General features: G+C 70.1%; 16 protein-coding genes. 2 read left to right on the top strand and 14 right to left on the bottom strand.

Annotated elements, in window-relative coordinates; translation table 11 throughout:
• Nucleotides 1–970: 970 nt before the first annotated feature.
• The gene (locus P1P70_RS18240; RefSeq protein ID WP_319238725.1) at nucleotides 971–1,153 is read right to left on the bottom strand and encodes a hypothetical protein; all 183 of its coding nucleotides are present in this window, start codon (nucleotides 1,151–1,153) and stop codon (nucleotides 971–973) included.
• A 185-nt stretch (nucleotides 1,154–1,338) separates the two neighbouring features.
• On the opposite strand from P1P70_RS18240, the gene P1P70_RS18235 reads away from it, so the two are divergent.
• Nucleotides 1,339–4,320 carry an AAA family ATPase gene (locus P1P70_RS18235; protein ID WP_319238722.1) on the top strand — a complete coding sequence of 994 codons (2,982 nt, stop codon included), beginning with the start codon at nucleotides 1,339–1,341 and terminating at the stop codon, nucleotides 4,318–4,320.
• Nucleotides 4,321–4,423: 103 nt separating this feature from the next.
• Here P1P70_RS18235 and P1P70_RS18230 read toward each other — a convergent pair whose 3' ends face one another.
• Genes P1P70_RS18230 through P1P70_RS18215 form a run of 4 tightly spaced genes read right to left on the bottom strand, consistent with a single transcriptional unit; the run spans nucleotide 4,424 to nucleotide 7,513 of the window.
• The gene (locus P1P70_RS18230) at nucleotides 4,424–5,227 is read right to left on the bottom strand and encodes a hypothetical protein (RefSeq protein ID WP_319238720.1); all 804 of its coding nucleotides are present in this window, start codon (nucleotides 5,225–5,227) and stop codon (nucleotides 4,424–4,426) included.
• A 13-nt stretch (nucleotides 5,228–5,240) separates the two neighbouring features.
• Nucleotides 5,241–6,152 carry an aldo/keto reductase gene (locus tag P1P70_RS18225; RefSeq protein WP_319238717.1) on the bottom strand — a complete coding sequence of 304 codons (912 nt, stop codon included), beginning with the start codon at nucleotides 6,150–6,152 and terminating at the stop codon, nucleotides 5,241–5,243.
• Nucleotides 6,149–7,351 (bottom strand): JmjC domain-containing protein, encoded by a 1,203-nt coding sequence (locus tag P1P70_RS18220; RefSeq protein WP_319238714.1) that lies wholly within the window; start codon nucleotides 7,349–7,351, stop codon nucleotides 6,149–6,151. The genes P1P70_RS18225 and P1P70_RS18220 overlap by 4 nt, the downstream gene beginning before the upstream one ends.
• A gap of 15 nt (nucleotides 7,352–7,366) precedes the next feature.
• Nucleotides 7,367–7,513: a hypothetical protein gene (locus tag P1P70_RS18215; RefSeq protein WP_319238711.1), complete on the bottom strand. Its 147-nt coding sequence runs from the start codon at nucleotides 7,511–7,513 to the stop codon at nucleotides 7,367–7,369.
• A gap of 203 nt (nucleotides 7,514–7,716) precedes the next feature.
• Here P1P70_RS18215 and P1P70_RS18210 point away from each other — a divergent pair, with 203 nt between their 5' ends.
• On the top strand, nucleotides 7,717–9,138 hold the full coding sequence (locus tag P1P70_RS18210; protein ID WP_319238708.1) for a Twin-arginine translocation pathway signal: 1,422 nt from the start codon (nucleotides 7,717–7,719) through the stop codon (nucleotides 9,136–9,138).
• A gap of 134 nt (nucleotides 9,139–9,272) precedes the next feature.
• On the opposite strand, the gene P1P70_RS18205 is transcribed toward P1P70_RS18210, so the two are convergent.
• The 9 genes from P1P70_RS18205 to P1P70_RS18165 form a co-directional block, all read right to left on the bottom strand.
• Nucleotides 9,273–9,974, bottom strand: a complete 702-nt coding sequence (locus tag P1P70_RS18205; RefSeq protein WP_319238704.1) for a restriction endonuclease — start codon at nucleotides 9,972–9,974, stop codon at nucleotides 9,273–9,275.
• Complete coding sequence (locus tag P1P70_RS18200; RefSeq protein ID WP_319238701.1) at nucleotides 9,971–10,237, bottom strand: hypothetical protein; 267 nt, start codon at nucleotides 10,235–10,237, stop codon at nucleotides 9,971–9,973. Before P1P70_RS18200 ends, P1P70_RS18205 begins: the two co-directional genes overlap by 4 nt.
• Before the next feature lie 448 nt (nucleotides 10,238–10,685).
• Nucleotides 10,686–11,618: a DUF6602 domain-containing protein gene (locus P1P70_RS18195; RefSeq protein ID WP_319238697.1), complete on the bottom strand. Its 933-nt coding sequence runs from the start codon at nucleotides 11,616–11,618 to the stop codon at nucleotides 10,686–10,688.
• A 141-nt stretch (nucleotides 11,619–11,759) separates the two neighbouring features.
• Complete coding sequence (locus tag P1P70_RS18190) at nucleotides 11,760–12,863, bottom strand: hypothetical protein (protein ID WP_319238694.1); 1,104 nt, start codon at nucleotides 12,861–12,863, stop codon at nucleotides 11,760–11,762.
• Complete coding sequence (locus P1P70_RS18185; protein ID WP_319238690.1) at nucleotides 12,860–17,485, bottom strand: hypothetical protein; 4,626 nt, start codon at nucleotides 17,483–17,485, stop codon at nucleotides 12,860–12,862. Before P1P70_RS18185 ends, P1P70_RS18190 begins: the two co-directional genes overlap by 4 nt.
• A 3-nt stretch (nucleotides 17,486–17,488) precedes the next feature.
• Complete coding sequence (locus P1P70_RS18180) at nucleotides 17,489–18,265, bottom strand: hypothetical protein (RefSeq protein ID WP_319238688.1); 777 nt, start codon at nucleotides 18,263–18,265, stop codon at nucleotides 17,489–17,491.
• Between the two features lie 37 nt (nucleotides 18,266–18,302).
• The gene (locus tag P1P70_RS18175; protein WP_319238685.1) at nucleotides 18,303–19,784 is read right to left on the bottom strand and encodes a hypothetical protein; all 1,482 of its coding nucleotides are present in this window, start codon (nucleotides 19,782–19,784) and stop codon (nucleotides 18,303–18,305) included.
• Between the two features lie 192 nt (nucleotides 19,785–19,976).
• Nucleotides 19,977–22,232 (bottom strand): DEAD/DEAH box helicase, encoded by a 2,256-nt coding sequence (locus P1P70_RS18170; RefSeq protein WP_319238682.1) that lies wholly within the window; start codon nucleotides 22,230–22,232, stop codon nucleotides 19,977–19,979.
• A gap of 30 nt (nucleotides 22,233–22,262) precedes the next feature.
• Nucleotides 22,263–22,886 (bottom strand): AAA domain-containing protein (locus P1P70_RS18165; RefSeq protein WP_319238679.1); only part of this gene is annotated, 624 nt, incomplete at its 5' end.

Raw genomic sequence — 22,886 nt, 5'->3', positions numbered from 1 at the left:
ACTTGTTGTCATAGTTGTTCTTTTGTTTTTTTTTTTTATTGATTCGGCGCACAACCGGGATTATACAAGGGTTGTTTGGGGGAACCTCCAGTGTGTTAAAGAGCCAGGGCCAATACGGGCCTGACGGCCCGTTAAGTTGCTGTCGTCGTGCCTGGCGGCACGACTGTGTGTCAGGTGCGGAGTTGGCCCTGGCGGGCCAACTCGGTTGGTTTCTGTGAGAGTTGGCGGGCCTGGCGGCCCGCTCGGCAAGAGGGGCGTTGTCCTGCCTGACGGCAGGACGAAGGCAATGTGAGGCCCCTCCCCTGGCGGGGAGGGAACGGGTGGGGTTGAAGGTGCCGGCGCCTGTCGGCACCGGCGATGTCATAACGAGTGGTTACACAGGTATTTGAGTTGCCTGTGCTCCCCTGCCGGGGAGCTTGGGTGGGGTGATGGGGTGCGTGGTATCCGGCTGTCGCCGGATTGGGTGAGTGTCAGTTTCCTTCGATGGGGCACGTGTTGTAGTTCTCGTGCTTCATGTCTGGCAGGCCTGGCGGCCTGGTGTCTCTCGCGTCTCTGTGTATGCGGGGCGACGCTTGTCGGCGTCAGGAGGGTTTGGGCAGTTGCCGTCCTGAGTGCGGGTTCTGGGGCATGGTGCCAACTCGTCTCTCCTTGGGGCACGTTGTGTATGGTGCCGCGGTCCCTTTCGGCAGCGGAGGGCGGGCCTATGGGCAGCGTGGTGGCACGGCCTGGGCAGCCTGGAGCGGCAGTTCGGGCTCTCCGCTTTCCCACTGGCCTCCAGGACGCCAGGCCCGTGCGCGGAACTCGGCTTGGGCGGGCGGTCAGTCATTGCCATTTCGGTGTGTCAGTTCGGGCTCAGCGGGCGAAGGCGTATTTCTCACCGTCCTGTTCGCCGTGCGGTAGGGCCGTTGCGACGGCCGGTCCGTTCGGCGGACGAGAGATGCGCCCAGCCTGTGTGCCTGGGCGGGCATCCTCAGTCGCGGGGACGGGGCGGACGTCCGAGCAATACGGCCAGCGCTTTGAGAGCCGCCTGTCGGCGCCGGGTCGTCGGGGCGCACACCGCGGTCACGACGAGTCCTGCGACAGTGAGGGAGTGGGTGGCCAACAGGGTCGTGGTAAAGGGGCTGTTGAGCAAGTCGAGCAGGTGGTGGGACATGGGCGGGGTCTCCTTGGGTGTGGGTCCGCCTGTATGGCGGGCTCTTGGAGGCTCTATTGGGACCCGTCCGGCAGGTTTCCGGCGATCTCCCGGATGACGGATGGGAGGCGTCTACGCTGGCCAGGGCTCGTCTGCCGGGTTTTCCGGCGCAGGGGTCGGCGGAGGGGTGGATGGAGGGATACGGGGTGGAGCAGGGCACGGCGGTGCAGGCTTTCGCGTCCATGCTGAGTGCTCTGCACGAGAGGGCAGGTTCGCCGACGTTGATGGCGCTGGTGCGTCTGGGCCTCCGCCAGCAGCCGCCTGTTGGGCTGACTACTTCCTCGTTGAGCGACTGGCTGGCGGGCCGGTCCGTGCCGTCGCAGCAGCGGGTGGTGCAGTTCCTGATCGCCCATCTCGCCCAGCAGGCCCACCAAGCGGGCTGTGCGGGTGCGCCTGTTGGGTGGCTAGGGCTGTGGGAGGGGGCCGTTGAGGAGCGCCGGAAGCGGCGCGGCGGCCGTCCTGCCCGTCCTTCTGCGGGCAGCGGGCCCGCGCTGCCGGTGCCCGTCCGTGGCCGGTACGTGGCCGAGCTCCAGCCTCAGGAGGCGTTCAGCGCGTGGGAGGTGCACCGGCCCGTCGACGTGCCGACGGCGGTGCCGGGCTCGCTGCCGCTGTATGTGCGGCGCGCCCACGATGAGGTTCTGCGTGCGGCGGTGGGCCAGGCCGCTGACGGTACGAGCCGGATGGTGGTGCTGGTCGGCGAGTCGTCCTCGGGCAAGACGAGGGCGTGCTGGGAGGCGGCGGCCGGACTGCCTGCCGGGTGGCGGCTGTGGCACCCTCTCGATCCGTCGCCGGCTCAGGCGCTGGCGAACGCGTTGCAGGAAGGCATCGCTCCGCGCACCGCGATCTGGCTCAACGAACTGCAGCGGTACGTCGGCGAGCAGGCCGGTGCAGGCGCCGAGCAGGCCGCGGCCGGTCTGCGGAACCTGCTGCAGGACAGCACGAGTGGTCCGGTGCTCGTGCTGGCAACCGTCTGGCCTGAGCTCTTCAGCGCCCTGACCACCCCGCCCGTTCCGGGCGGGCCCGATCCGTATCCGCAGGCACGGTCGTTGCTCGAGGGCGCGGCCCTGCATGTGCCTGGCGCGTTCGATACACAGGCGCTGCAGGACGCGCGGACGGTGGGCGGCCACGACCCCCGGCTGGCCGATGCCCTGGCCCATACCGCGGATGGGCGGATCACCCAGTACATGGCCGGGGCTGCGGCCCTGCTGGAGCGCTACCGCACAGCCCCGCCTGCAGCCCGTGCGGTGATCAGTGCCGCCATGGACGCCAGCCGGCTGGGCGGGGCGACGCTGGTGGCGCGGGAGTTTCTTCAGGACGCCGCCGAGGGCTATCTCAGCGACGACGCCTACGACGCACTGGGCAAGGACTGGCTGCAGGACGCTCTCGCCTACACGCAGCAGCCGAGCAAGGGGGTGCGGGGCCTGCTCAGCCACGTGCGGGCCCGGCCGGCCGCGAGCGGGCCGGGCGGGTTCCGGCTTGCCGACTACATGGACCACATCGGCCGCACCGAGCGGCGGTTCACCGCTCCCCCGGCATCGTTCTGGCGCGCAGTGCAGGATCACCTGCCCGAGCCGCATCTCGTGCGGGCGCTGGGACGGGCAGCAGAGGCACGCTGGCGTGATGCCGAGGCCGCCAGCCTGTACCAGAGGGCGCTGGATCTCGGTGACCTCAAGGCCGGACAGTATCTGGCCTGGCTGTGGCAGGAACGTCAGCGGGCCGATGACGCCTACCGGGTCCAGGAGCAGGCCGCGCTCGCTGGTGACGGTGAAGTCCTGGAGGAGCTGCTGATGCCGCTGCTGGAACAGGAGCAGTACCAGCAGGCCGAGCAGTTGGTGCGGGAAGCCGCCAGCTGTGGCAATCCCACCGCCCAGCTCCACCTGGCCCGCGCCCTGATGCGGGACGGCGAAACCCAGGAGGCGGCCCGCTGGTATGCCGAGGTCGCCCAGGGCAGCGATCCGGACATCCTGCGCGCCTATGCGGGCGATCTGCGCGAGCAGGGCGACCTGGACGGCGCGCGGACGGCCCTACAGGCGGCCGGAGATCGCCGTGCGATGGGCGAACTGGCCGCTATGGCGGGCACGTCCGCCTCCGCGGCCGAGGCGGAGCAGGCCGCCCGGGAAGCCTTCGCCGCGGGCGAAGCCACCCCGTTGAAAGACCTCGCCGAGCAAGCCGAGGCCGACGGACGCAGCGCGGACGCTGCCCGCCTGTACCGGGACGCGATCACCGTCTTCGAACGCCGCCGCCGGCAGCGGGCCGTTGGCGTGGGCCTAATAGACTTCGAGGCGGGCCCCCGATCGCTGCTTGATTACCTCGACCCGGCCGTGCTGCCCATGCCGCCCGGAGAGACATGGGCGTTGCGCCAACTGGTGGCCCTGCTGGACGGCACTCAAGGAGCACCCGCAGGCGACCGCGCCCTCGCCAAGGTCGCTGAGGCCCAAAACCCGTGGGCGCTGGAGCAGTTGCTGCGCCGCCTGCGTGAGCGCGGGCAGCCCCAGGAAGCAGAAACACTGCTGCAGAGCGAAGCTTCCCGGGACACCCCGTGGGCGCTGTGGGTACAGGCCCACCGCGCTGTGCACGACGAGCAGGTTACCGACGACGTCCGCCGTGCGCTGTTGGAGCGCGCTGCGGCCGCCCGCGTGGGCCAGGCCGTGCGGGTACTGATGAACCGGGCCGAACAGAAAGGGCTGACCGGCGAGGCCGACCAGTGGGCGCTGCACGCCGCCACCCGCGGCTACACCACACCCTTGTGGGAGCTGGTGAAGGGCCGCGAGCAGGAAGGTCGCCTGGATGCGGCCGAGCAACTGGCCTGGCAGGCTCCGGCCGGTCAGCGCTCCTGGACGCTGCGCCGCCTGGCACAACGCCGAACCGGCGAACAGGTCATGCCCTTGCTCCAGCGTGCCTACGACGAGGCCCTGGCATGGGCGCCGGGCCTGCTCGCCGAACACCTCGAGGCATCGGACGAGTTCGCGCAGGCCGAACACTTCGCGCGACTCGCCGCCGATGCGGGTGACCGGCAAGCGCTGGAGGAGCTGGCCGCGCAACGCAGGGACGACGACCCCGACCGCCAGTGGCAGGCAATTCTGGCGAACGGACTGACGGCCGAGGGCGCTGCCGCTGCTCCGTGGTGACCTACGGGCCCAAGAGCGCCACGGAGCGCCCAAGGTCCCCTGGCGCTCCGAACGGCGTGATCCAGCCCCCCTCGGCGCCCGATTGGGACTGTCTCAGCGCTGACTAGCGGGTGCTCACTGTCCGAGTCGCGCAGTCGTCCACCAGTGCTCGCAGTTTGGGCGTGAGCTCGGGATGATCACCTCGGGCTGCGGACTGCAGCAACTCGGCGCAGACAACGAGGAGCGCCGCGCGGCCAGCATCACTCCGCAGGAGTGGGGCGAATTCGCTGTGGATCCGTGCGGCTGTTTCCGGCGCGAGTTGGGCGTAGGCGTAGAGCATGGCGATGTCGTAGCCGCGGGGGGCTTGGCCCCAGCCCTCCCAGTCGAGCAGGGTGGCGCCCCGGGTCAGGTTGGCGGTGTGGAAGTCGCCGTGTGCGCATTCCCAGTACTGGATCAGGGGTGCTGGCCGGCCGGTGTATTCGGGGACGGCGCGGGAGATCCATTCCTGTCGTACGGCGGTGCGGTCGGTGGGGGTGGCTGCGATGGTCGACAGGGTGCTGCGGATTGTGGTGAACCACGCGTCGGTCAGGTCGAGTTCGTGGCGCAGGACGGGGTCTGGGGACAGCACGGGTTCGTCGACGTACGCGGTCAGCTCGGTGCGGTAGGCGTGTCCGTCGCGGGCGTGGTCGTGCAGGGCGTGCAGGGCGGGTTTACGGACGGTGGGGAAGGCGGTGTGGGCGCGGTCGGTGCCTTCCCAGAGTTTTCCGCCTGCTTTGTGTTCGGGGACGGACACAAGGCGCAGCCAGCACATGCCGTGCTGGGGGTGGTGGGCGTGGTGGCTGAGGGTACGGCCGTGCCAGCCCCAGATTTGGGGGCCCTGGGAGGTGGCGCCGAGTGCGTTGGCTGCGTATGCGAGCGCGGCTGACATGCGCTGGGCGTCGTCAGAGGGGGGCGGCGAGTACATCGAGCACCGTTCGTAGCGTGGCGGGTGGGATGGCGGGTGCGCCGGTCACGGTGAGGGCGTCGTCCCAGTGTGCCGCTCGGCTGGTGGCCAGGAGCACCTTTCCCAGGCCTGGGCAGGAGGCGGTGGCCGCCAGGCAGGCTGCGGCCACGCTGGCGCCTGGCGTGAGGAGGTCGGCGATCTCGGGGGTGGCCAGGGTGAGGAGTTCCCCGCCATGCAGCGGGGCGGAGGCTTGGACCTCCCACCCGCGGTCAGTTGCCTGGGTGATGGGCCCGTGGCCGACCAGGGCCTCGTCCAAGTGGGTGTCCATGACGAGGCTGACGGGCAGCTGGAGGACGCGGAGATGGTGGTTCGGGCCTCCGGCTGCCTCGCGGGCCAGTCGGTCCAGCTGGGGCACGGTGAACGCGTTGTGGGTGAAGCCGTTCCACGTGGCCACGCCGTAGGCGGCCACTTCGGCGGCGGATGCGGCTTCTTCCAGGCCGGCGAACGCCGCACGCAGCTCACGGGCCAGATCCTGCTTGTCCTGCCGGCGATGCTCGGGGTTGTGCAGGAGCATCGCATCCAGCCGGTTGCGGCCCAGCTCGGTGCGGCTGCGGGCGGTCTGCCAGCGGACGAACTCCGGGGCGATGCTATGCCGGACCTCCGCTGTGGGGATGGCGCCGACGGCGCGGGCGGCCCGCGCGCAGGCGCTGGTGAGGAAGCCGGCCTTCGTGGCGACATGCAGCCGGGGGTGGTCGGCGAGAACGGGTGCCAGCAGTCGGTGGGCCCGGCCCTGGCAGTAGTTGGGGGCGGTGTCGATCCATGCGGACGGGGAACCGGCTGCGCGCCGTGCGGCGGCAGCCAGCTCCTCACCGGGAATCCGGTAGGTGCCCAGCGCAAGGGAGGCGCTCACGCGTCCTCCTGGGCACGGACGGTCGCCATCTGCGCCGCGACCAGCTCAGCAACGAGGGCGGCCGCATCGGCCAGTGGCACGCCTGCGGTATCGGCGAGTTCGCCAAGCTCGTGCCAGCCGGTCTCAAGGAGCCGGTGGAGCAGGGGCGCCGCCGCGGATGCGGCGTCGACCTCTTGTCCGGCGCCGGTGATGCGGACCAGGTCTTCGCCGTTCACCGTCACCGCGGTGACCCGGGCGCGGCCGGTCGTCAGCCGTACCCGCACGTGCGAGTCGGCGGGCACCGTGGCCACGTAGGGCAGGGACGGCCGCAGACGGCCCATGTCGGCCGCGTCCTGGGCTGCGGCGTACCGGTGGAGCAGGCGCGGGTCCTCAAGCGCGGTGGCGAGCTGTTTGCCGAGCAGGGCAAGGAACTGGGCCTGCGCTGCCTCGTCGAGGTGCAGGGGCAGGTCGGCACGGAAGGTGTCGGAGGCGAGGAGTTCGTCGGCGAGCCAGTTCAGCAGGCGGCTGCCGGTGTGCGGCGGAGTGATGCCGCATGTCAGATGCAGGGAGGGGGTGCCCTGGTCCGCGGTGACGGCGTGCCACCAACCGCGCGGCAGATACAGCACGTCGCCTGGCCGCATGACCAGTTCGGCGGCCGTCTCGTCGGGCGGCTCGGGGTCGGCGACGTCCCGGTGCAGCGGCACGTGGCGGGTCGGTCCGAACAATCGCCACCGCTTGGCGCCCTCGACCTGCACCACGACGACGTCGTGGTCGTCCCAGTGGGTGCCGAACCCCTCCGTGGCCGTCCAGGACGCGTACAGGTTGACCTGCACGGGCGCCCGCAGCCAGCTTTCCAGCTCGGCGGCGAGGTCGCCGATCGGCTGGTGCAGGTGGTCGACCTGGTCGATGACGAGGGACGCCCCCTCGGCGAGCCGCTGATGCAGCTCGGCCGGATGGACGCGCTGCCATACCGTGGCGCGGCGGGTCGTGACGGCGGTCGCGTAGCGGTGCGGGGGAAGTGTGTCGCCGTGGCGGGCAAGGCGCAGGCGGGGCGGCTCAAGCCGGTGTCGTGCCACGATGTCGTTGACGACCTCGTAGGAGACCAGGGCGCCGAGTTCGGCCATCGCCAGGGCGCCGGGAACGTGTCGGTAGTCGCGGTGCAGCGTCTGGGCCAGGAACGCGTCCTGGCCCAGACGCTCCGCGATGCGCAGCTGCGTCATCGCCGGCGTGGCCTGTCAGTCGTTGCCGTCGGAGCGGCCGGTACCGCCGCCATCGGACGGGGTGGCCCCGCGGCTGCGGGCCGCCGCGATGGCCCGCCGGCCGCGGATCAGTCCGGCGGACTCCCTCGCCGTGGCCGGGGTCGTGGTGGGGTTCGTCGGCATGGTGCTGCCCTCCTGATGTTGGGAAACAGCCGGAGAATCGGCTGCTCCAACACCATTGCCGTTCGGCTGATGGGCCGTCATTGCCCCACCGGAGCACGGACATTGACCGTTGTGGACAATGTCCGTTGCGTGCGGGAGGTCAGCACAGCCGATACCGTGAGCACGGCATGGTCCATTCGTCCGTGCCCGCCCCGGGGGATCGCATGGCCACCGTCACCCGCGCCCGCCGAGCCGCCATCCAGCGTGCCGCGCAGCGCATCAGAATGCGCTGCCAGCGCGAGCATCACACCCTCGAGCGGACCGTCACCGAGATCCGCACCGCGCTGGCGGAGGTTACCGCCCTGGAAGCCTGGCGCCTGGCGCTGGGATGGTCACGGGCGGATGCCATCGAGCAGGTCGCCGCGCTCTACGTCGACGCCGGGCTGCGGCCGCGCGGACTGACAGACGCAATGCTGTGCCGCTGGGAGCACGATACGGGGCGGCGGCCTGACGACGAGTACACCGTGATGCTGTGCCGGGCCTACGGCGCCCGTCCCCAGCAACTCGGGCTGGACCGCTACCAGTGGGCGTCCGAACCGGGCATGTTCCGGTACGGTCGGGATCACACCGCCGCCGACGACGGGCACGGCCCGCACGAACAGGAGCCGATGCGGATGACCACGGACGCGGGACTGCCAGCAGTGCGCGAGAGCCTGCACCTGGCTCTCCTCGCCAGCCCCGAGGGCAGTCCGCTCGTCGTCGATCTAGCCGAAGCAGCAGTCGAGCACTACGCGCTGAACTACAGCAAGCACCCCCCGCACGTGTTGTTCGAGCAGGTCCGCGACGTGCGCAAACTCCTGACGCCGGCGCTGAAGTCCGGTCCGGACAGCGAGGGCGTACGGCGGCAGGTGGGATGGCTGTCCGCGTTGCTGGGCAATCTCGCCTACCACCTCGACGACCCCAGCGGAGCCCGCGTCCACCTCTCCACCGCCGCAGCGTACGGGGCGCACACGGGCGACCGCAGGCTTGAGGCGTGGGCGTGGGGCGCGCAGAGTATGGTCGCCCGTACCTCTGGGCGTGTGGAGGCGGCCGTCGAGCACGCCGAGCGGGGAGCTGCCACAGCTGCGCCCGGGCGCGTTCGGGCGCAGCTGCATGCGTGGGCGCTGCTGCCGGCCCTCGCAGCGGCCGGCCGCGGTGACGAGGCCGACCATGCCCTTGCCACTGCGCTGAACGAACTCGACACGGCTGACGAGCCGGAGACCCTGGGCCGGTTCGGCTTCGACGCCGCCGAACTTGCCCTGCACCAGGCGGAGTCCTATCTCGCGCTCGGCCGGGCTGCCGACGCCCGCGCCCGCGCCGAGTCCTCGCTCGTCGAATGCACCAGTGCCACCCCCGGCTGGGCCGCGGCCTCCCTCGTTCTTGCCCAGGCCGAGTCCTTCGAGACTCCCCGGGACGCGGCCCAGCGGGCTCACGACGTCCTCAACTGCATCCCCGCCACCCGGCTGCGCTCCACCGCCCGTACGCGGCTCTCTCATCTGACTGGCATGCTCGCCAGCCACGCCGCTGCAGAAGCCAGCGATCTCGCCGAACGGCTGCGGACGCTTCCCCCACCGATCGACGCCCACGGGCAGGCCCTCACCAGCTGAGTCTGATGCGGAGGGAACGTGCACGTGCTGACGGTGCTGTACGAGAGGCTCACCAAGGATCGAGGGCGAGGGCGCTATCGCCAGGTGTCCGCCCGCTGGTTGCAATGTCGCATCCATACGCAGGCGGGTGGGGCTCAGGAAAGCTGTGAAGGTTTGCGGGGCGGAGGAAGCGCGGGCAGCAGTTCCCACAGCGGCCGCGATCCGGCGGCCCAGGAACCGAGCAGTTGACGGTCGACGAGGTGCAACCGCTGCTGCCGGGCAAAGATGCGGCCGGGCTGGGTGATCCTGCCGTTGGTCACCATCACCACAACGTCCCCCTTGTGGACCGGGCGTCCCGTTCCGTTGAGGACCTGCAGCTCCGGGGTGCCCACAGCGGCCCCGCGCTCGCCGTGCCGGCGGTGCTTGCACTGGATCACCCAGCGCCGACCCTGCGGGTCAGTCGCCTTCACATCCGCGCCCAGATCGCCCTGCCCGCCAACCTGGACGGCGTTGGCGCAGCCGTCCCGGTTCATCAGGTCACGGACCGCGTACTCGAACTGCCGGTGGGAGAGCGCATCCAGCTGGGCCAGCCCATAGCGCAGGGCACGCGCCCGTGCCTGCTCCCACTGCACACGCTGTGTCCGCTGCTGCCACCACCCGATACCGCCCAGGACGGCGAAGACGGCCATGACGAGCAGCAGCCACCAGTGTGCGAGGAGCCAGTTGACCACCATCACCACGAGACCGGCCGCCGCAATGGCGACTACGGCCAGGACGGTGATCGGTGCGTCCTGCTGACTGCGCCGGCGGCTGGGGCGCCGGGTGGTCCGTCGCCTGGCAGGCGGACGCCGGGTCATCGCCCACCCCCCGGGGCAGCAAGGTCGATCGGGTACGACACGCTCGGCGCAGGCTGCGCCTTTTGCGGTGTGGGAGTGTCGAACTTGATCGGGTACGACACCGTCGGGTGCGGGACAGCCGCCCGCGGGGCGTCGTGGGTGGCATGGTCGAAGCGGATCGGGTAGGTCACCGACGGCGTGGGCGACCCGCTGTCCGTTGCGCCTGTGGTCGAGGTGTTGCCGAAGCCGAGTACGGCCAGACCGAAGACGGCGAAGATGGTCATCTCCCGGCGCGCACCTGGCGCCCATCGGGTGTGCCCGCGGACTGGCGTTCCGTCGGAGCGCACGTACGGCCGGACAAACGGCATGTGGTCCTCCCCCAAGGGCTCGTGAGTTCCCCGCGATCACTGTCATGCTGATGGGCGCCACTGACAGTCGATCAACCGTGGTGGCTCAACTCAGCTGTTTGTGGGGCAAGTTCAGGACAGTCCGGGCGGGACTGCCCAGCGTTGGGGGCCCCTTCTGTCCGAGTGCGGCGGCTGGGGTGCCGGATGTGCTGGGTTACATTCGGCGGGGTCATGGAAGGCGGCTTCACCAGGGAAACCGGGGCACACCGGCTTTCACTGTCTGGGCAGGAACCACAGTTGTGTGCCGGTCAGTGCACAAGCGGGCGATGGTAGATCCGGCCATTTCGGCGTACAGCCTCCAAGTGGCGAAAAATGAGGCCCGGACTCATGAGGTCTGGAGATCGATTCCGTATTTCCGCGACCCGCACATCGCGCCGATCCTGCGCATCCTTACCCGCCCTCGAACACAAGGCCAGGGTTCAGGGCAGTCCCCGGCTGTCGGTGGATCTCCCGCGCCTGTGTCCCTCTGCTCTTCCCAGCACTTGTGGCTGGTCCCCAGCGTCTCGTTGGCTGCGTAGTCCAAGAGCCGGAAGGGCGGCATCCGCGCGGAAGAGAAGGCGGAATTCAAGTAGATCGCGAGTGGGAAGAGGACGTCGCCTTGCGGCGGGAGGTCGACGAGATGGAAGTTCGTTCCTGGCGTGGAAGACCGCAGGGTCTGCTCCCCAGGGCGAATCCAGCCGAAGTAGCTCTTGCCAAGGATCCAGATGGCATCGGGTCGCTCATCTGGTTCGTGATCTTCGCACCACTGTGCGAAGTGGTTGCCCAGGGTCAGCGGTTCGATGCTGTCGAAGGCGAAGATCATGCCCATGGTCGGGAAGGGGGAGGCGCCGATGGCAGTCTGGCTTTGGTGCGGCGGGTCTGGGTGGTAGGCGGACTTGGGCAGCTTCTTAGCCAGGCGGATCTTCTCGCACGCGTCGCGCAGCTCCTTACGGTCGAGCTTGGACTTGACTTCGATGAGGCCATAGACGCACTCGTTCGGCACAATGCGGTAGCTCTGCATGTCGAGCAAGGGCGGTGTGCTGCGGTCGCAGATGACGATGTCGCACTGGTTTGATTTCTGACCGTCGACCGAAATGATCTCGGCGCTATGGAAGGCTCGAACGTGGCCGGGCAGGTAGTGCTTCAGGAAGTCGTGGAAGACCTTTTCGCGGGCAGCTCCCTTTTCTCCGCTGTGTGTGAAGCCCCCGGACAGCTCGAAGTCTGTTCGCATGCGCCGGGCGACCGAGCGGAGGATCTGTTCGAGCTGGTTGTCGCTCACGTCTCGATGGTAGATGTCGAAGTGGTTCGCACCATTTCGTTATGGCTCGACGCAGGCGGCCTCACTGAGTGGCTACGGAGGCTCCCTCCACCGATCGGCGCCCACGGAAGGGCTCTCAGCGGCTGACCGGGCCCGCGCTTGTCAGGGCGGCGTGGGGTGGGAGGGTGTCGTCCACCACGTGGTGTCGCTCAGCGTGGTGCGGTCGAGGCGTTCCTGGGGCACGCGCAGCCGCTGGGTCAGGCGGTCGATGACCTCGGCGGGCATGTCCAGGGCCCGGGCACGGTCAAGTGCCGGCGCTGTGCGGGCGGGGTCGGCGGTCAGGTCGGGGCCGGTGGGTTCGGCGCGGGCGAGGGCCTGCCACAGGGGGCGGCTGATGTCGGCGGTCAGGTGTGCTGCGCGGGCGGCGGTGACGAAGTGGTGGGCGGCTTCGACGCCGGCGATGTCAACGTCGCCGGCGTAGTGGAGGGGGCCCGGGCGGATACCGGTGAGGTCGTGCAGCTGGACGATGTCGGTGAGCAGAGCGGTTGCTGCGTCTCCCCCGCCGAATAGGACTGCGGCGTAGGGGGTGCTGGGGGCGGAGCGCAGTGCGCGCCAGGCGGAGTCGAAGGTGGCCCGGTTCTCGACCATGAGGAGGGGTCCGGTGTGGTGGAGCAGGGCGATGCGCAGTGCGCCGACGGGTGCTTGGCACGCGAGATGTTCAAGTGTGAGGCGGCCGGCGGCGAACAGAGGGCCGGCGGCGAGGGCGGCCAGGCGTTTTTCATCGTTGAAAATCTGCAGGGACCGTTCTTCGCGGGCAATCACGGGCCGGGGCTGTCCGGTGGTGGCCAGGAGCCAGCGGTTGATGCGAACGGCATCCTGGCGCAGGTGGGCAGGAGGGCGTGCGGTGCGGATCCAGCTGGGGGCCCACTGCATCGTGCTCCCCCAGGGTTCGTCAGCGGCGTCGAGGGCCTGCCGGGAGGGGGTGTAGTGGGCGGGCACGGCGATGCGTGCCGGCAGACGGGGGGTGCCGGTGTCCCAGAGTCGGCCGGCGGGGGCGGGCAGGGTGATCAGGCCGGCGTCGGCCAGGTCATGCAGGGCGTGGGCCAGCCGCAGGCGTGCGGTGAGGGGGTCGGGCCAGGCTGGGTCTGCCTGGGCCCACAGGCGGTGCAGGTCCTGGGCGTTCAGGCGGGCCCGGCCGGCGTTCAGCAGGGTGTCGGCGAAGAGGTCGAGGATGTCCTGGGGCGGCTCAGGAGCGTGGAGGGTCACGGACGGGCCTCTTCATCGAGCGAGCCCGTCGTGGTGGTGCGGACGGTGACGACGGAGAGGGCGGGCCAGGTCCCTGCGGCCGGGCCGGGGAGCGTGTCGGTGTCGCGTTCGGTAGCGGAGACGTACAGGGTGCCGTCGTGCAGGAGGGGCTGCAGATCGGTGTCGGTGATGCGGTAGGGGACGACGATGTTGGCGTTCTCCCTGCGGGAGACGCGCAGTTGGATGAGGCCGGGGAAGACGGTGAGGGCGCCGAGGTCACGGATGCCGGTGAGGGGGATGAAGCGGACGCCGAGGGAGGTGGCGATGTCACGGGCCAGGCGGAGGAAAGCGGGTTTGGTGACTTTGGCGAAGGGGTTGTCGAGGAGCAGGGTGGTGTGGCGGTGGCCGTGAACGGCGGCGCGGCGGGCTGCGAGCAGTGCAGCGAGGATGAGGGCGAAGGTGACGCCTTCGCCGCCGGAGGTCTCCACGGCGAGGCGGTCGACGGGCTTGTGCTGGGGATCGAGAGGGTCGGAAGGGATCAGGACGCGGGCGCTGAAGGCGGGGGTGGCGGCTTCGACGAGACGGTGGATGGTGACGTCGGCGTCGAAGTCGGGGCGGACGTGGTGGGTGTGGGGGTCAAACCATGTCTGCAGCAGGGACAGGATGGCGGTGCGGCGCTGGTCCTTCTTCATGTCGAGGCCGGAGAGTCTGAGCAGGGGAAGGCCGGCCCAGCGTCCCAGGGCGGGTGTGGTGGGCAGGTGGGAGTCGTGGACGGTGGCCTGGACGCCGCGCAGGAGTTCCTGGACGGCAGCGAAGGCGGTGCGGCTGAGGTCTTCCACACGCGTGTCGAACGAGTCGACCAGGTGTTGCAGCATCGCTCGTCGTTCGTTGGTGTCGTGGTGATGGGCGTCGGCGTCTTGCAGGAGGCTGGTACGGCGCAGTCCGCGGAGCATGTGGACGAGTTTGTCGCCCGAGACGACCTCGGGGTGGGCGTCGCGCAGGGCGGCTTCGAGTTCTTCGAGCTGCCGGGTGGCAAGGGCTTCGCGCTGGCCGAGGCGGCGGTGCAGGGCGCTGATGTCGCTCTGGAGTGCGGTGCGGCCGTGTTCCAGGGCGGTGGTGGCCTGGTCGGGCTCGGTACCGGGCAGGGCGGTGGTCGCCAGGGTCATCAGGTGCTGGACGCTGTCGGGGGCGGGAGGCAAGGGCGGCTGGCCTTGGACGTGGAAGGCGCGATCTTCGAGGTCGACGGCGGGGATGAGTCCGCCTGAGGATGCCAACAGAGGCAGGTCGGCCTGCAGTGCGTTGATGGCCTGGGTGGTCAGGTCCCGGGCGGCTCGGGCGTGGTCCAGTTCTGTCTGGGCTGCTTCCAGGGCCTGCTCGGCACGGGTGCGTGCGGCCAGGGCTGTTTCCCGGGCGGCGGTGAGGCGGGCGAGGACGCGTGTGGCTTCCTCGATGGTGGTGGCGCGGTCGTCCGCTTCGACGAGGGAGGTGCGGCGCAGTCTGCGCAGTTCTGCCTTGACCTCGTCGACGGCGGTGCGCTGGTGGGTGACGTTGCTTTTCAGGGTGCCGATCGTCGTGCTGAGGAGCAGGAGCTGTTGTCGGGCCTGGCCCGCGGTCTGCTCGTGGTCGGCGGCACTGTGGGCGGGGTGGCTCTCTCGCAGGGCCCGGGCGGCGTCCTGGACGGGTGGGGGTTGGCTGTCGAGCTTCTGCTGGAGTTTTGCGGCCTGGTCGCGGTGCAGGTTCTGTTCTGCGGTCAGCTGCGGGTCGCTGACGGCTGCGCTCCAGTGGCGGTGGCGGGTTGTGGCCAGTTCCGTGAGCGTGCCGAGGTCGAGGCAGGCGTCCGAGGGGTCGGCGCGGTCAGTGTCGGTGGCGAGTTCGTCGCGAAGGCTCTGGGCTGTGACGGCTGCGTGGCGCAGGTCGAGCAGGGCGGCGTTGATGCGCTCGCAGGCCCCGCGGGCCTGGGTCTGGCGGGTTTCGGCGCTCTGGAGGCCGGTGCGAGCCTGCTCGCTTGCACGGTCGGCGAGCTGTTTGTCTTCTTCGGCCTGCAGTGTTTCGATGTCGAGTTCGCTGCGGCGGGCGGCCTGCTGGGCGAGTGTTTTGAGCAGTCCGGTCTGTTCGGTGATGCGGTTGATCTGTTCGTGCAGGTCGCGCAGGCGCTCCTGGGCTGTCTCGATCTGCTGGGCGGTGTCCGTGAGTTGTTGCTGGGTCTGTGCGCGGACGCGGTCGGCCTCGTCGCAGTGCGTCTGCAGTGTCTGGGCTTCTTGTTCGACGGTGTGGAGGCGGTGTGCTCCAATGCGTTCGCTCCAGTCGATGACGCTGCGGCGCAGGTTCTGGGCCTGGTCGTAGCGGCTGCCGAGGTCGTGGCGGTGCTGCTCGCGGCGGTCGGCCTCGGTGTGGCGGTCCTCGATTTGTGTGCGGGCTGCGGGATGGGACCAGTGGGCGTCGTCGGGCAGGATGACGACGGTGTCCTCGGGCAGTGGGGTGGCTGCTTCGAGGGCCCGGGGGGTAGTGATGACCAGGGGGGCGTCGAGGTCTGCCCGTGCTTGGCGGGCCAGATCGACTACGTCGTGCAGGTCGTCGGGGACGTTGACGACGATGCCGTCGGCCAGGGCCGGGTGGGCGCGCACGATGGCTTCGGCCGCCGGGGCAGGCAGGTTGGCCAGGTAGGCGTAGGTGCTGCGGGCGCCGTACTTGTGGGCGGCGGCGCGACGGCAGATCTCGGCCACTGCGGGCCGCGGAGGCAGCAGGGCGGTGGCTTCCAGCGCTGCCACGGCCCGGCGGGCAGCGGCAGCCTGTACGGCGGCGTCCAGTTCCCGTGTCTTGGCCTGGGCGGCTGCCAGGGACAGGAGTTCAGCGATTGCCTGGTCGTGGTCCTCCAACCGGATCGGGTCGAAGTCGATGAGCGCGCTGGCGTGCAGGTGGCGGGTGAGGGTGTCTGTGTCGTCCTGCAGTTGCTGCAGGAGTTTCTCCTGTGCATCCAGGTCTGCGCGCGCCCGCACAGCTTGCTCCACGTGCAGGCTCTGTGCGTCGGTGAGCTGAGCTGCCAGGCCGGTGAGACGGTAGTGCTCGCGTTGCGTGTCGTGGTGCTCGGTGCGCAGGGTGTCCTGGCGGTTCACCGCTGCCTGCAGTGCGGCATCCGGATGCTCGTCGGCGCCCAGCACGCCATCGCGGACCGCGGCGCGCAGGGCGTTTTCGATGCGGCCCCTTTCCGTCTGGCATGCCTGCAGGCGAGTGTCGGCGCTGGCGGAGTGGTTGGCGGCGTCGAGGAGAGCCGTGTGTGCCAGGGCCGCGGCTTCGCGCGCTTCTTTTTCGGCGGCGGTGTGGGTGGCGTGTTCGGTTTTCAGCCGTACCCTCTCCTGGTCCAGGCGCTGGGTCAGGGCGAGGACGGCGGATGCGGCGCGGCGGCGCTGGGGTTCGGCATCCTGGCCGCGTGCTGCGAGGGTGGCGCTGATGTCCTGTACGTGCCGTCGCTCGGTGTCGAGCTGGACGATCAGGGCAGCCGCGTCAGCTGCGGCGGCGTCCGCTTCGGCTTGGGTGAACTTTTGTGTGCTGGCGTCCAGTTGCTGCTGGGTGTGGTGCAACTGGAGCTCGGCGAGCTGCAGTTTGCCGGCGGTCTGGCGGGCATGTGCGTCGGTGTAGGCCGCCAGGGTGCTGTGCTGGCCTGCTTCCGCTTCGATTCGGGTCTGTCGATGGCGTGCGAGGCTGGCGTCCTGGTCGGTGCTCTGGCGCTCCAGGTGGTGGCGGGCGGTCAGCAGGTGGTCGATCCACAGAAGGCGGCTGGTTGCGAGTTCCTTCAGGTGGTGGCGGTGGACGGCGAGCGCTTCGGTGTGATGGACGAGGTCTTTGAACAGGTCCAGGCGCCGGCGGTCCACTGCGAGTCGGTCGGCGTCTCCTCCCAGGCGGGTCAGGGCGGCCTTCAGCTGGGCGATCAGGTCCGGTGAGGCGATGGCCTTGACGAGACTGTTGAGGAAGTCTCGGGAGGTCGCGTAGGTGAAGACGTGATCGGCTGCGCCTTCGTCCTGGTTCATGGCCAGGAGCCAGCTTTTGACGAATTCGACGTCGATCTTGAGGGTTTGGCGCAGGTAGTGGTCCCAGTCGCTCTGTTTGGCGGTGTGCTGGATACCGGTGCCGGGGTGGCTGCTGCGCAGTCCGGTGACGTAGGTCTGCCACTCGTTGTGGTCCCGCAGGCGGTGGCCGTTGCGCAGTGGAAGAGCGGCCAGGGAGGGGCTGTGCGCGGAGGCGGGCAGCGCCCAGAAGTATTCGGAGACGGGATCGTCTTCGCTGCTTGCGGATGGCTTGGCCAGGCAGGCGCCGAGGAAGAAGCGCTGCGGGGCCTGTTGAGGGCCGGTCGGGGGCGTTTCGACTTCGAGGATGACGTGCGTGGGAGGGCCTCCGGGCACGTAGTGCTCGATGCGTTTTTCCTGTCCCTGCTTCTTCTGCCGGCGCTGTGCGATGCGGGGCAGGAAGTAGTCGGCCCGCGGCAGCAGCACGTGGAGGAGGAAAGCCAGCAGGGTCGACTTGCCGCCGCCGTTTTCCAGGCCGATCACGGTGTGGGTGTGCTGGGTCAGGTCGACCGTGAGGTCGGGGACGGCGACTTTGTCCCGGACGCGGAGGTTGACGACTCGGAAGCCGCGCAGGGGTCCCACGGTTTACTCCTCGGGTTGTGATCCGGCCCCGCTGGGTGAGGGCGGTTGCGTGCCGGTGGCGGCGTAGGTCTGCAGGTCTTGGAGGAGGTGGTCGGCGAGCATGGCCCGGCAGCGTGCCAGGAGCAGCCTGCGGGGGCGGTAGAGGCTGTCGCGGACGGTCGTGCCTGCAGTCTTGGCGACCAGACGCTGACCGTGCAGGAAGGTCAGGACTGTGTACACGAGGTACGTTCTGTCGCGGCGTCCTGCTCGTTTGCTGGCGGGTGCGTGGGCGGGCAGTTGCAGCCAGTGCCACCACAGGGGGGCTTCGTCTTCGGGCGGGTCGGTGGCTTCCTCCTCCTTGTGCTGGGCGAAGCCGGTGATGAAGTCGGCGAGCTGGGAGGCGGTGAAGGTGGCGGCCACGGCCAGGGGGTCGGCCAGCAGGTCGTCGAAGTCGGCGGCGGAGGGCGCGACGTAGGCGAGCAGGGCGATAGGGACCAGCAGCCGCGCCGCGCGGGCCGGGACATCCTCGAAGTTCTTGTTCCAGGGCAGGTCTGCCGTGCGCCGGGGCCAGGCCCAGGGGCCGTCGAGCTCGGTGTCGAGGAGCAGGCCGTGATGCGGGTCGGCCAGGGCCACGGAGCAGCCGGCTCCTTCGAGGATGTCGTCGACCAGATGCCGGAATGCGGCGTCGGTGCGGTAGCGGTTGAGCAGGGTGCGGTAGTCGGCGCCCTGTCCGCTGTTGCCGGGGGCCGCGGTGACGTCGAGGGCGAAGGCCAGCAGACGTCCGGCGTCGGTGCCGTCCATGGAATCCCTTCTGGGTGCTGTCTGGTGTGGGGTGCGCTTATCGCGGCCGGGGGATGAGGATCAGGTCGTCGCCTGTGATTCCGGCGGCTGCGAGGCGGGTTCCGGGGCGGACAACGGCCAGGCGGCCGGTGAGGAAGGCGTCGGCGGCAGGCGGGAGGTCGTCTTCGGATCCGTGGAAGCCGCCGTAGGCGCTGGCGACGGTGACGGCCAGGGTCCAGGGCACGAGGCGGGCCGCCGGGGCGGCGAGGTCGCCGAGGAAGTCAGCGTGGTGAAGGTTGTTGAGCAGGGTGGACAGCCGGGTGGGCTCGGTGACGCGGTCCAGGATGTCCTGTACGGCGGCCAGTACGGCCGGGTCCAGGTCGTCTGGGGTGGTGCGCAGATCGCCGACGTCGAAGGGATCACGGCCTGGTTCGCTGGTCGTGCGGGTGGCAGGTGTCATGACGTCCTTCAGGCGCGGCAGGCTGAGCACGCGCGGGGTGCGCGGGCCGAGCAGTCTCACCATGAGGGGTTCCAGCAGGTCGGCGACGTCGCCGGGGGCCATGTCCAGCAGGGGTGCGAACAGCTGGCCTTGCGGGTTGATGGTCAGCCGGCGCGGGGTGAACAGCTGGCGGTCCTGTTCGGCTTCGAAGGCGGCTCTCACCTCGTCGCCGCTGCCCTGCAGTGCCAGGAGCGCCATGATCAGGTCGTGCAGGCTGGTGTTGAGGTGTTGGAGCCTGGCGTAGTCGGGTGCGTTCAGATGGAAGTGTTCGGCGACGGCGTCGGCGAACTTCTCTTCCGCCTCCACCTGTTCGCCGACCAGGGTGATGATGTCGGTCAGGCGGGGGATGACGTCGTCCTCATAGTCGACGTCGCGGACGTTGTAGACGATGCGGCGCAGCAGACTGTTCAGCTGGGCAGCCAGGCCGTGGACGCTGAGGGTTCGCCGCTCGACGGAGTCGAGGACCTCGTCGTAGTCGCGGCGCTTGAGCATGCGTTCGGAGCGGTAGCGCTCGGCGGAGAGCCGGTCGAAGGGGTCGAAGTCGACGAGGTTCTGGAAGACGTTGATGGCTTCGGGAGTGGCGCGCAGGACAGGCTCGTCGCTCTCGTCGTCTGCGGCGGCGGTGACGAAGGCGAAGGACTGCATCACGTAGTGGGCGTCGTGGTCGGCGTCGGGCCGCACGTAACGGTCGGTCATGCGGGTTTGCCGGTCACGTTCGTTGACCAGCAGGTCCATGACTGCTTCTGCGATCTCGTAGTGGGCGGCGGGTGGATCGTCGGGTTGCTGCCAGGCGCACAGGCTGGTGATGTCCTCGACGAGGGCGTGGCGGGGTCGGCCGCCGCTGAGGCGGTCGTTCTCGATGACCAGGTGCAGTGCGGCGAGCAACACGGTGATCAGGTCGTAGGCGTCCCACTCGCGGTGGATGCGGCGCAGCCCGTCCAGGCGGATGAAGAGTGCGGCCTGCAGGCCTGCGGTGCGGCGCTGGCGGGCTTGCCATTGGTCAAGGAATCCGCGGAGCTGTTCGTTGAGTTGTGTCGGCACAGGTGCCCCTCCCCCAGCCGTGGATGATACGAGCGCATCGGCCACTTTGATGGGTGGATGAGTGAAATAGCGTGATGTTGGCGGGAGATGACGCCGCAGCGCTGTCTGCGGCCGTACGGGCTCGCTTGTGAGCGGCCCGCCCAGCCCGTCTCGCTCGGCAGGGCGCGGGCCTGCGCGGCGGCCGCGGCCTGCTCATCCGCCCGCTGTGATGCTGCCCAGGCCGAGTTCGGCAAGGGCGGCCTGCCGGTCGGGGCTGAGGCCGCGGCGGCGGATGTTGCTCAGCCACTGCCCCAGGCGCACATCGCCGTCTTCGGTCTGCTCGATGTGCCGCTGGGGAACGTTGAGATGCCCCTCCCGCTGGCGGAAGGCCCGTGCTGCCCTCAGCCCTCGCTGGAAGGAGCGCTCACGCGCCGGCTGCCGGTTGTCCTGGCTGCTGGAGCCGGATGCGGTCGGCATGTCAAGTCCCAGGTCCGCGAGGAGCCGTCGCTGCTCGGGATGAAGGGCATCCGCCCGGGCTGCCTGCGTCTTGAGCCACTCCCCTGCCGCTTCTTGTTCGGTCTGTTGTCGGGCTGCGTGATAGGCGCGGTGCCAGGTGAGCGGCCAGGGCGGGTTCCACCACCGGTCCAGGGCGGCGAGGGCAGCAGCGCGTTCCTCGGCGAGCTGGCCGGCGCGGGCACGCTGGGTGGCCAGCCAGCGGCCCAGGGGGAAGCCGTCGTGGACGTGGCCGCTGGGAGCGGCCAGGTGGCCGTGGCGGGCGGCGTACAGGGTTGCGTGGGCTAGGCCCCGCTCGAAGGCCTTCTGGCGGGGGTCCCAGATGACACCGAGGTGTTCGAGTGCCTGGCCGCGTGCGGGATCGAGGGTGCCGAGGGAGTAGAGGTGGCGTTGCCAGCTCAGCCAGCGGCCCAGGGGGTAGCCGGTGGCATCCTCGTAGGTCTGGGGGACGTCAAGGTGTTGGTGGGCGCGGTGGTAGCTGCGGGCGGCTTTCAGTCCGCGGCGCCACTCGGCGCTCTTGGGGGCCAGGACCCTCAGGGAGAGGGCGAGGGCGACTTCTTCGGCCTGGGCGGGGCGGTCGAAGTGCAGCCATGCCTCGGGATCGTCCGCAGGCATGGTGGGCCGGTGCGTGCGGGGGTCGGCCAGACGGGCCTCCAGGCGGTCGTCGTGGGCGCGCAGGGCCTGGATGGTGTGCCACAGCGGGGTGTAGGCGTCGGCGCCGAGGAGGTCGTCGGGGTCTTCGCCCGGGGTGAGGTAGACGGGGACGACGAGGGTGGCCTTCTTGCCTGCACCGGGCTGCTGGCGCAGGGCGCGGCCGACGGCCTGGACCGTGTCGACAGGGCTGTTCTTGGGGTCGGCGAAGACGACGGCGTCGATGGCGGGCACATCGATGCCCTCCCCCAGCACGCGTGCGTTGGACAGCACGGCCGGGGCGTGGGGGCCGGCGTGGGAGGCGAACTCCAGGAGGAGGCGGCGGCGGACCTGGGGGGCGTGGCGTCCGCTGATCCAGTCCGCCCACAGCCCTTCGGGACGCAGGTGGCTGGGGAGGGTGGCGGCGGTGTCGTGCAAGGTGGCGGCGAAGGCGCGGGCGTCGGCGACGCGGTGGTGGAAGGTGAGGACGCGGCGCAACTGGTGGTCGTGGATGGCGCGCAGGGCAGCGACCTGGCGGCCGGCCAGGCGCAGTCCGTCGACGCCGGCTCGGGGGCCGGTGGCGAGCCAGTCGCGCAGGTCTTCGTCGGTGACGACGGGGACGAGGATCTGGTAGTCGGCGAGCAGGCCGAGGTCGATGGCGTCGGAGAGAGTCAGCCGGTAGGCGACGGGGCCGAAGAGGTTCTCGTCGTTCATGGAGGCCACCGCCTCCGTGTTCTCGTCCGGGCTGTCATCGGGGTCCCAGACACGGGGGGTGGCGGTCAGGTAGAGGCGCCGGGCGGTGGGGACCTGGTCGTCGTGGTGGACGGCGGCCCAGGCCTTGCCCAGGCGGCCGGCGGTGCGGTGGGCCTCGTCGACAACGACGAGGTCCCAGGGGGGCAGGCGGTGGTTGCTGTGTGCGGCGACCACCACGGGCAGGGAGGCGTAGGTCGCGTAGGCGGTGAGGGGCCCGGGGCGGGATGTGGCGGTGAGGGCGGTCAGGTCCGCGGGGTCGGTGGTCAGCGGGATGTCGGCGCCGAGCGGCTCGTGGTCGAGGGCCTGACGGGCCGAGCACACCGCCACGGCGGTCCCCTTGCGGCCGGCCAGGTGCCAGGAGCGGATCGTCTGCGACAGCAGGTCCAGTGTCGGCAGCAGCACCAGCACACGGCCGCGTGGAGCGACGCGGGCGGCGGTGCGGGCGGCGATCAGGGTCTTGCCGGTTCCGCAGGCGGCGATCACGCTCGCGCGGGGGTGGCGGGTCAGGGTCTTGGTGGCTGCGGCGACCGCGTCTTTTTGGTGAGGGCGCAGCGTCAGCTCGGTGGGTGCCATGGGCAGGATGCGGCTTCCGGTGCGGGGTGGTCAGGCGGCGGGGACGCGGTGCTGGGAGAGGTGGTCGAGGATGTGCTGGTGGGCTTCCCAACCGTCGGGGAACTTGGCGGGGACGCCGAGGGCGACGGGTTCATTGGAGGGGTGGCGGTCGAGGAGGTCGGCGATGCCGGCGCGGGCGACCATGATGCAGGCGTGACGGTGGCGTGAGGCCAGCACGCACAGGCGGCCGGCTTCGAGGTGGAAGGCGGAGGCGTCGCGGCGGCCGGAGAGGGGGTGCAGCACGATGGTGACGGCGAACTCTCGGCCCTGCAGGCGGTTGGCGGTGTCGGCACGCACTCCTCGGGCGTGGGGATTGCGGTTGAGGAGTTGCTGGATGTGACGGGCCTGTTCCCGGTGAGCGGTGCCGATGGCGATGTCGGTGGGCTGCAGGCGCCGGCCCGAGGGGTATTTCTCGCAGACGGCCTCGATTCCGCGCTCCAGGAGGCGGGAGGCCAGGGCGACGGTGGCGTGGGCGGCCTCGGCATCGATGCGTGCGGTGTGGCGGAGCGGGAGTTCGTGCAGGGCCCAGCCGGTGCGTGCAGCCTCCTCGACAGTTGGGTCGAAGGGGTTGTGCAAGGCGTTGATGGTGAAGGTGAGGGCGCGGGTGGCGGGGGC

The organism is Streptomyces sp. MB09-02B, from assembly GCF_033794485.1.
Classification (GTDB): Bacteria; Actinomycetota; Actinomycetes; order Streptomycetales; family Streptomycetaceae; genus Streptomyces.
Note: the sequence above shows the minus strand (reverse complement) of the source record. Positions and strands in the feature narration are given on the sequence as shown.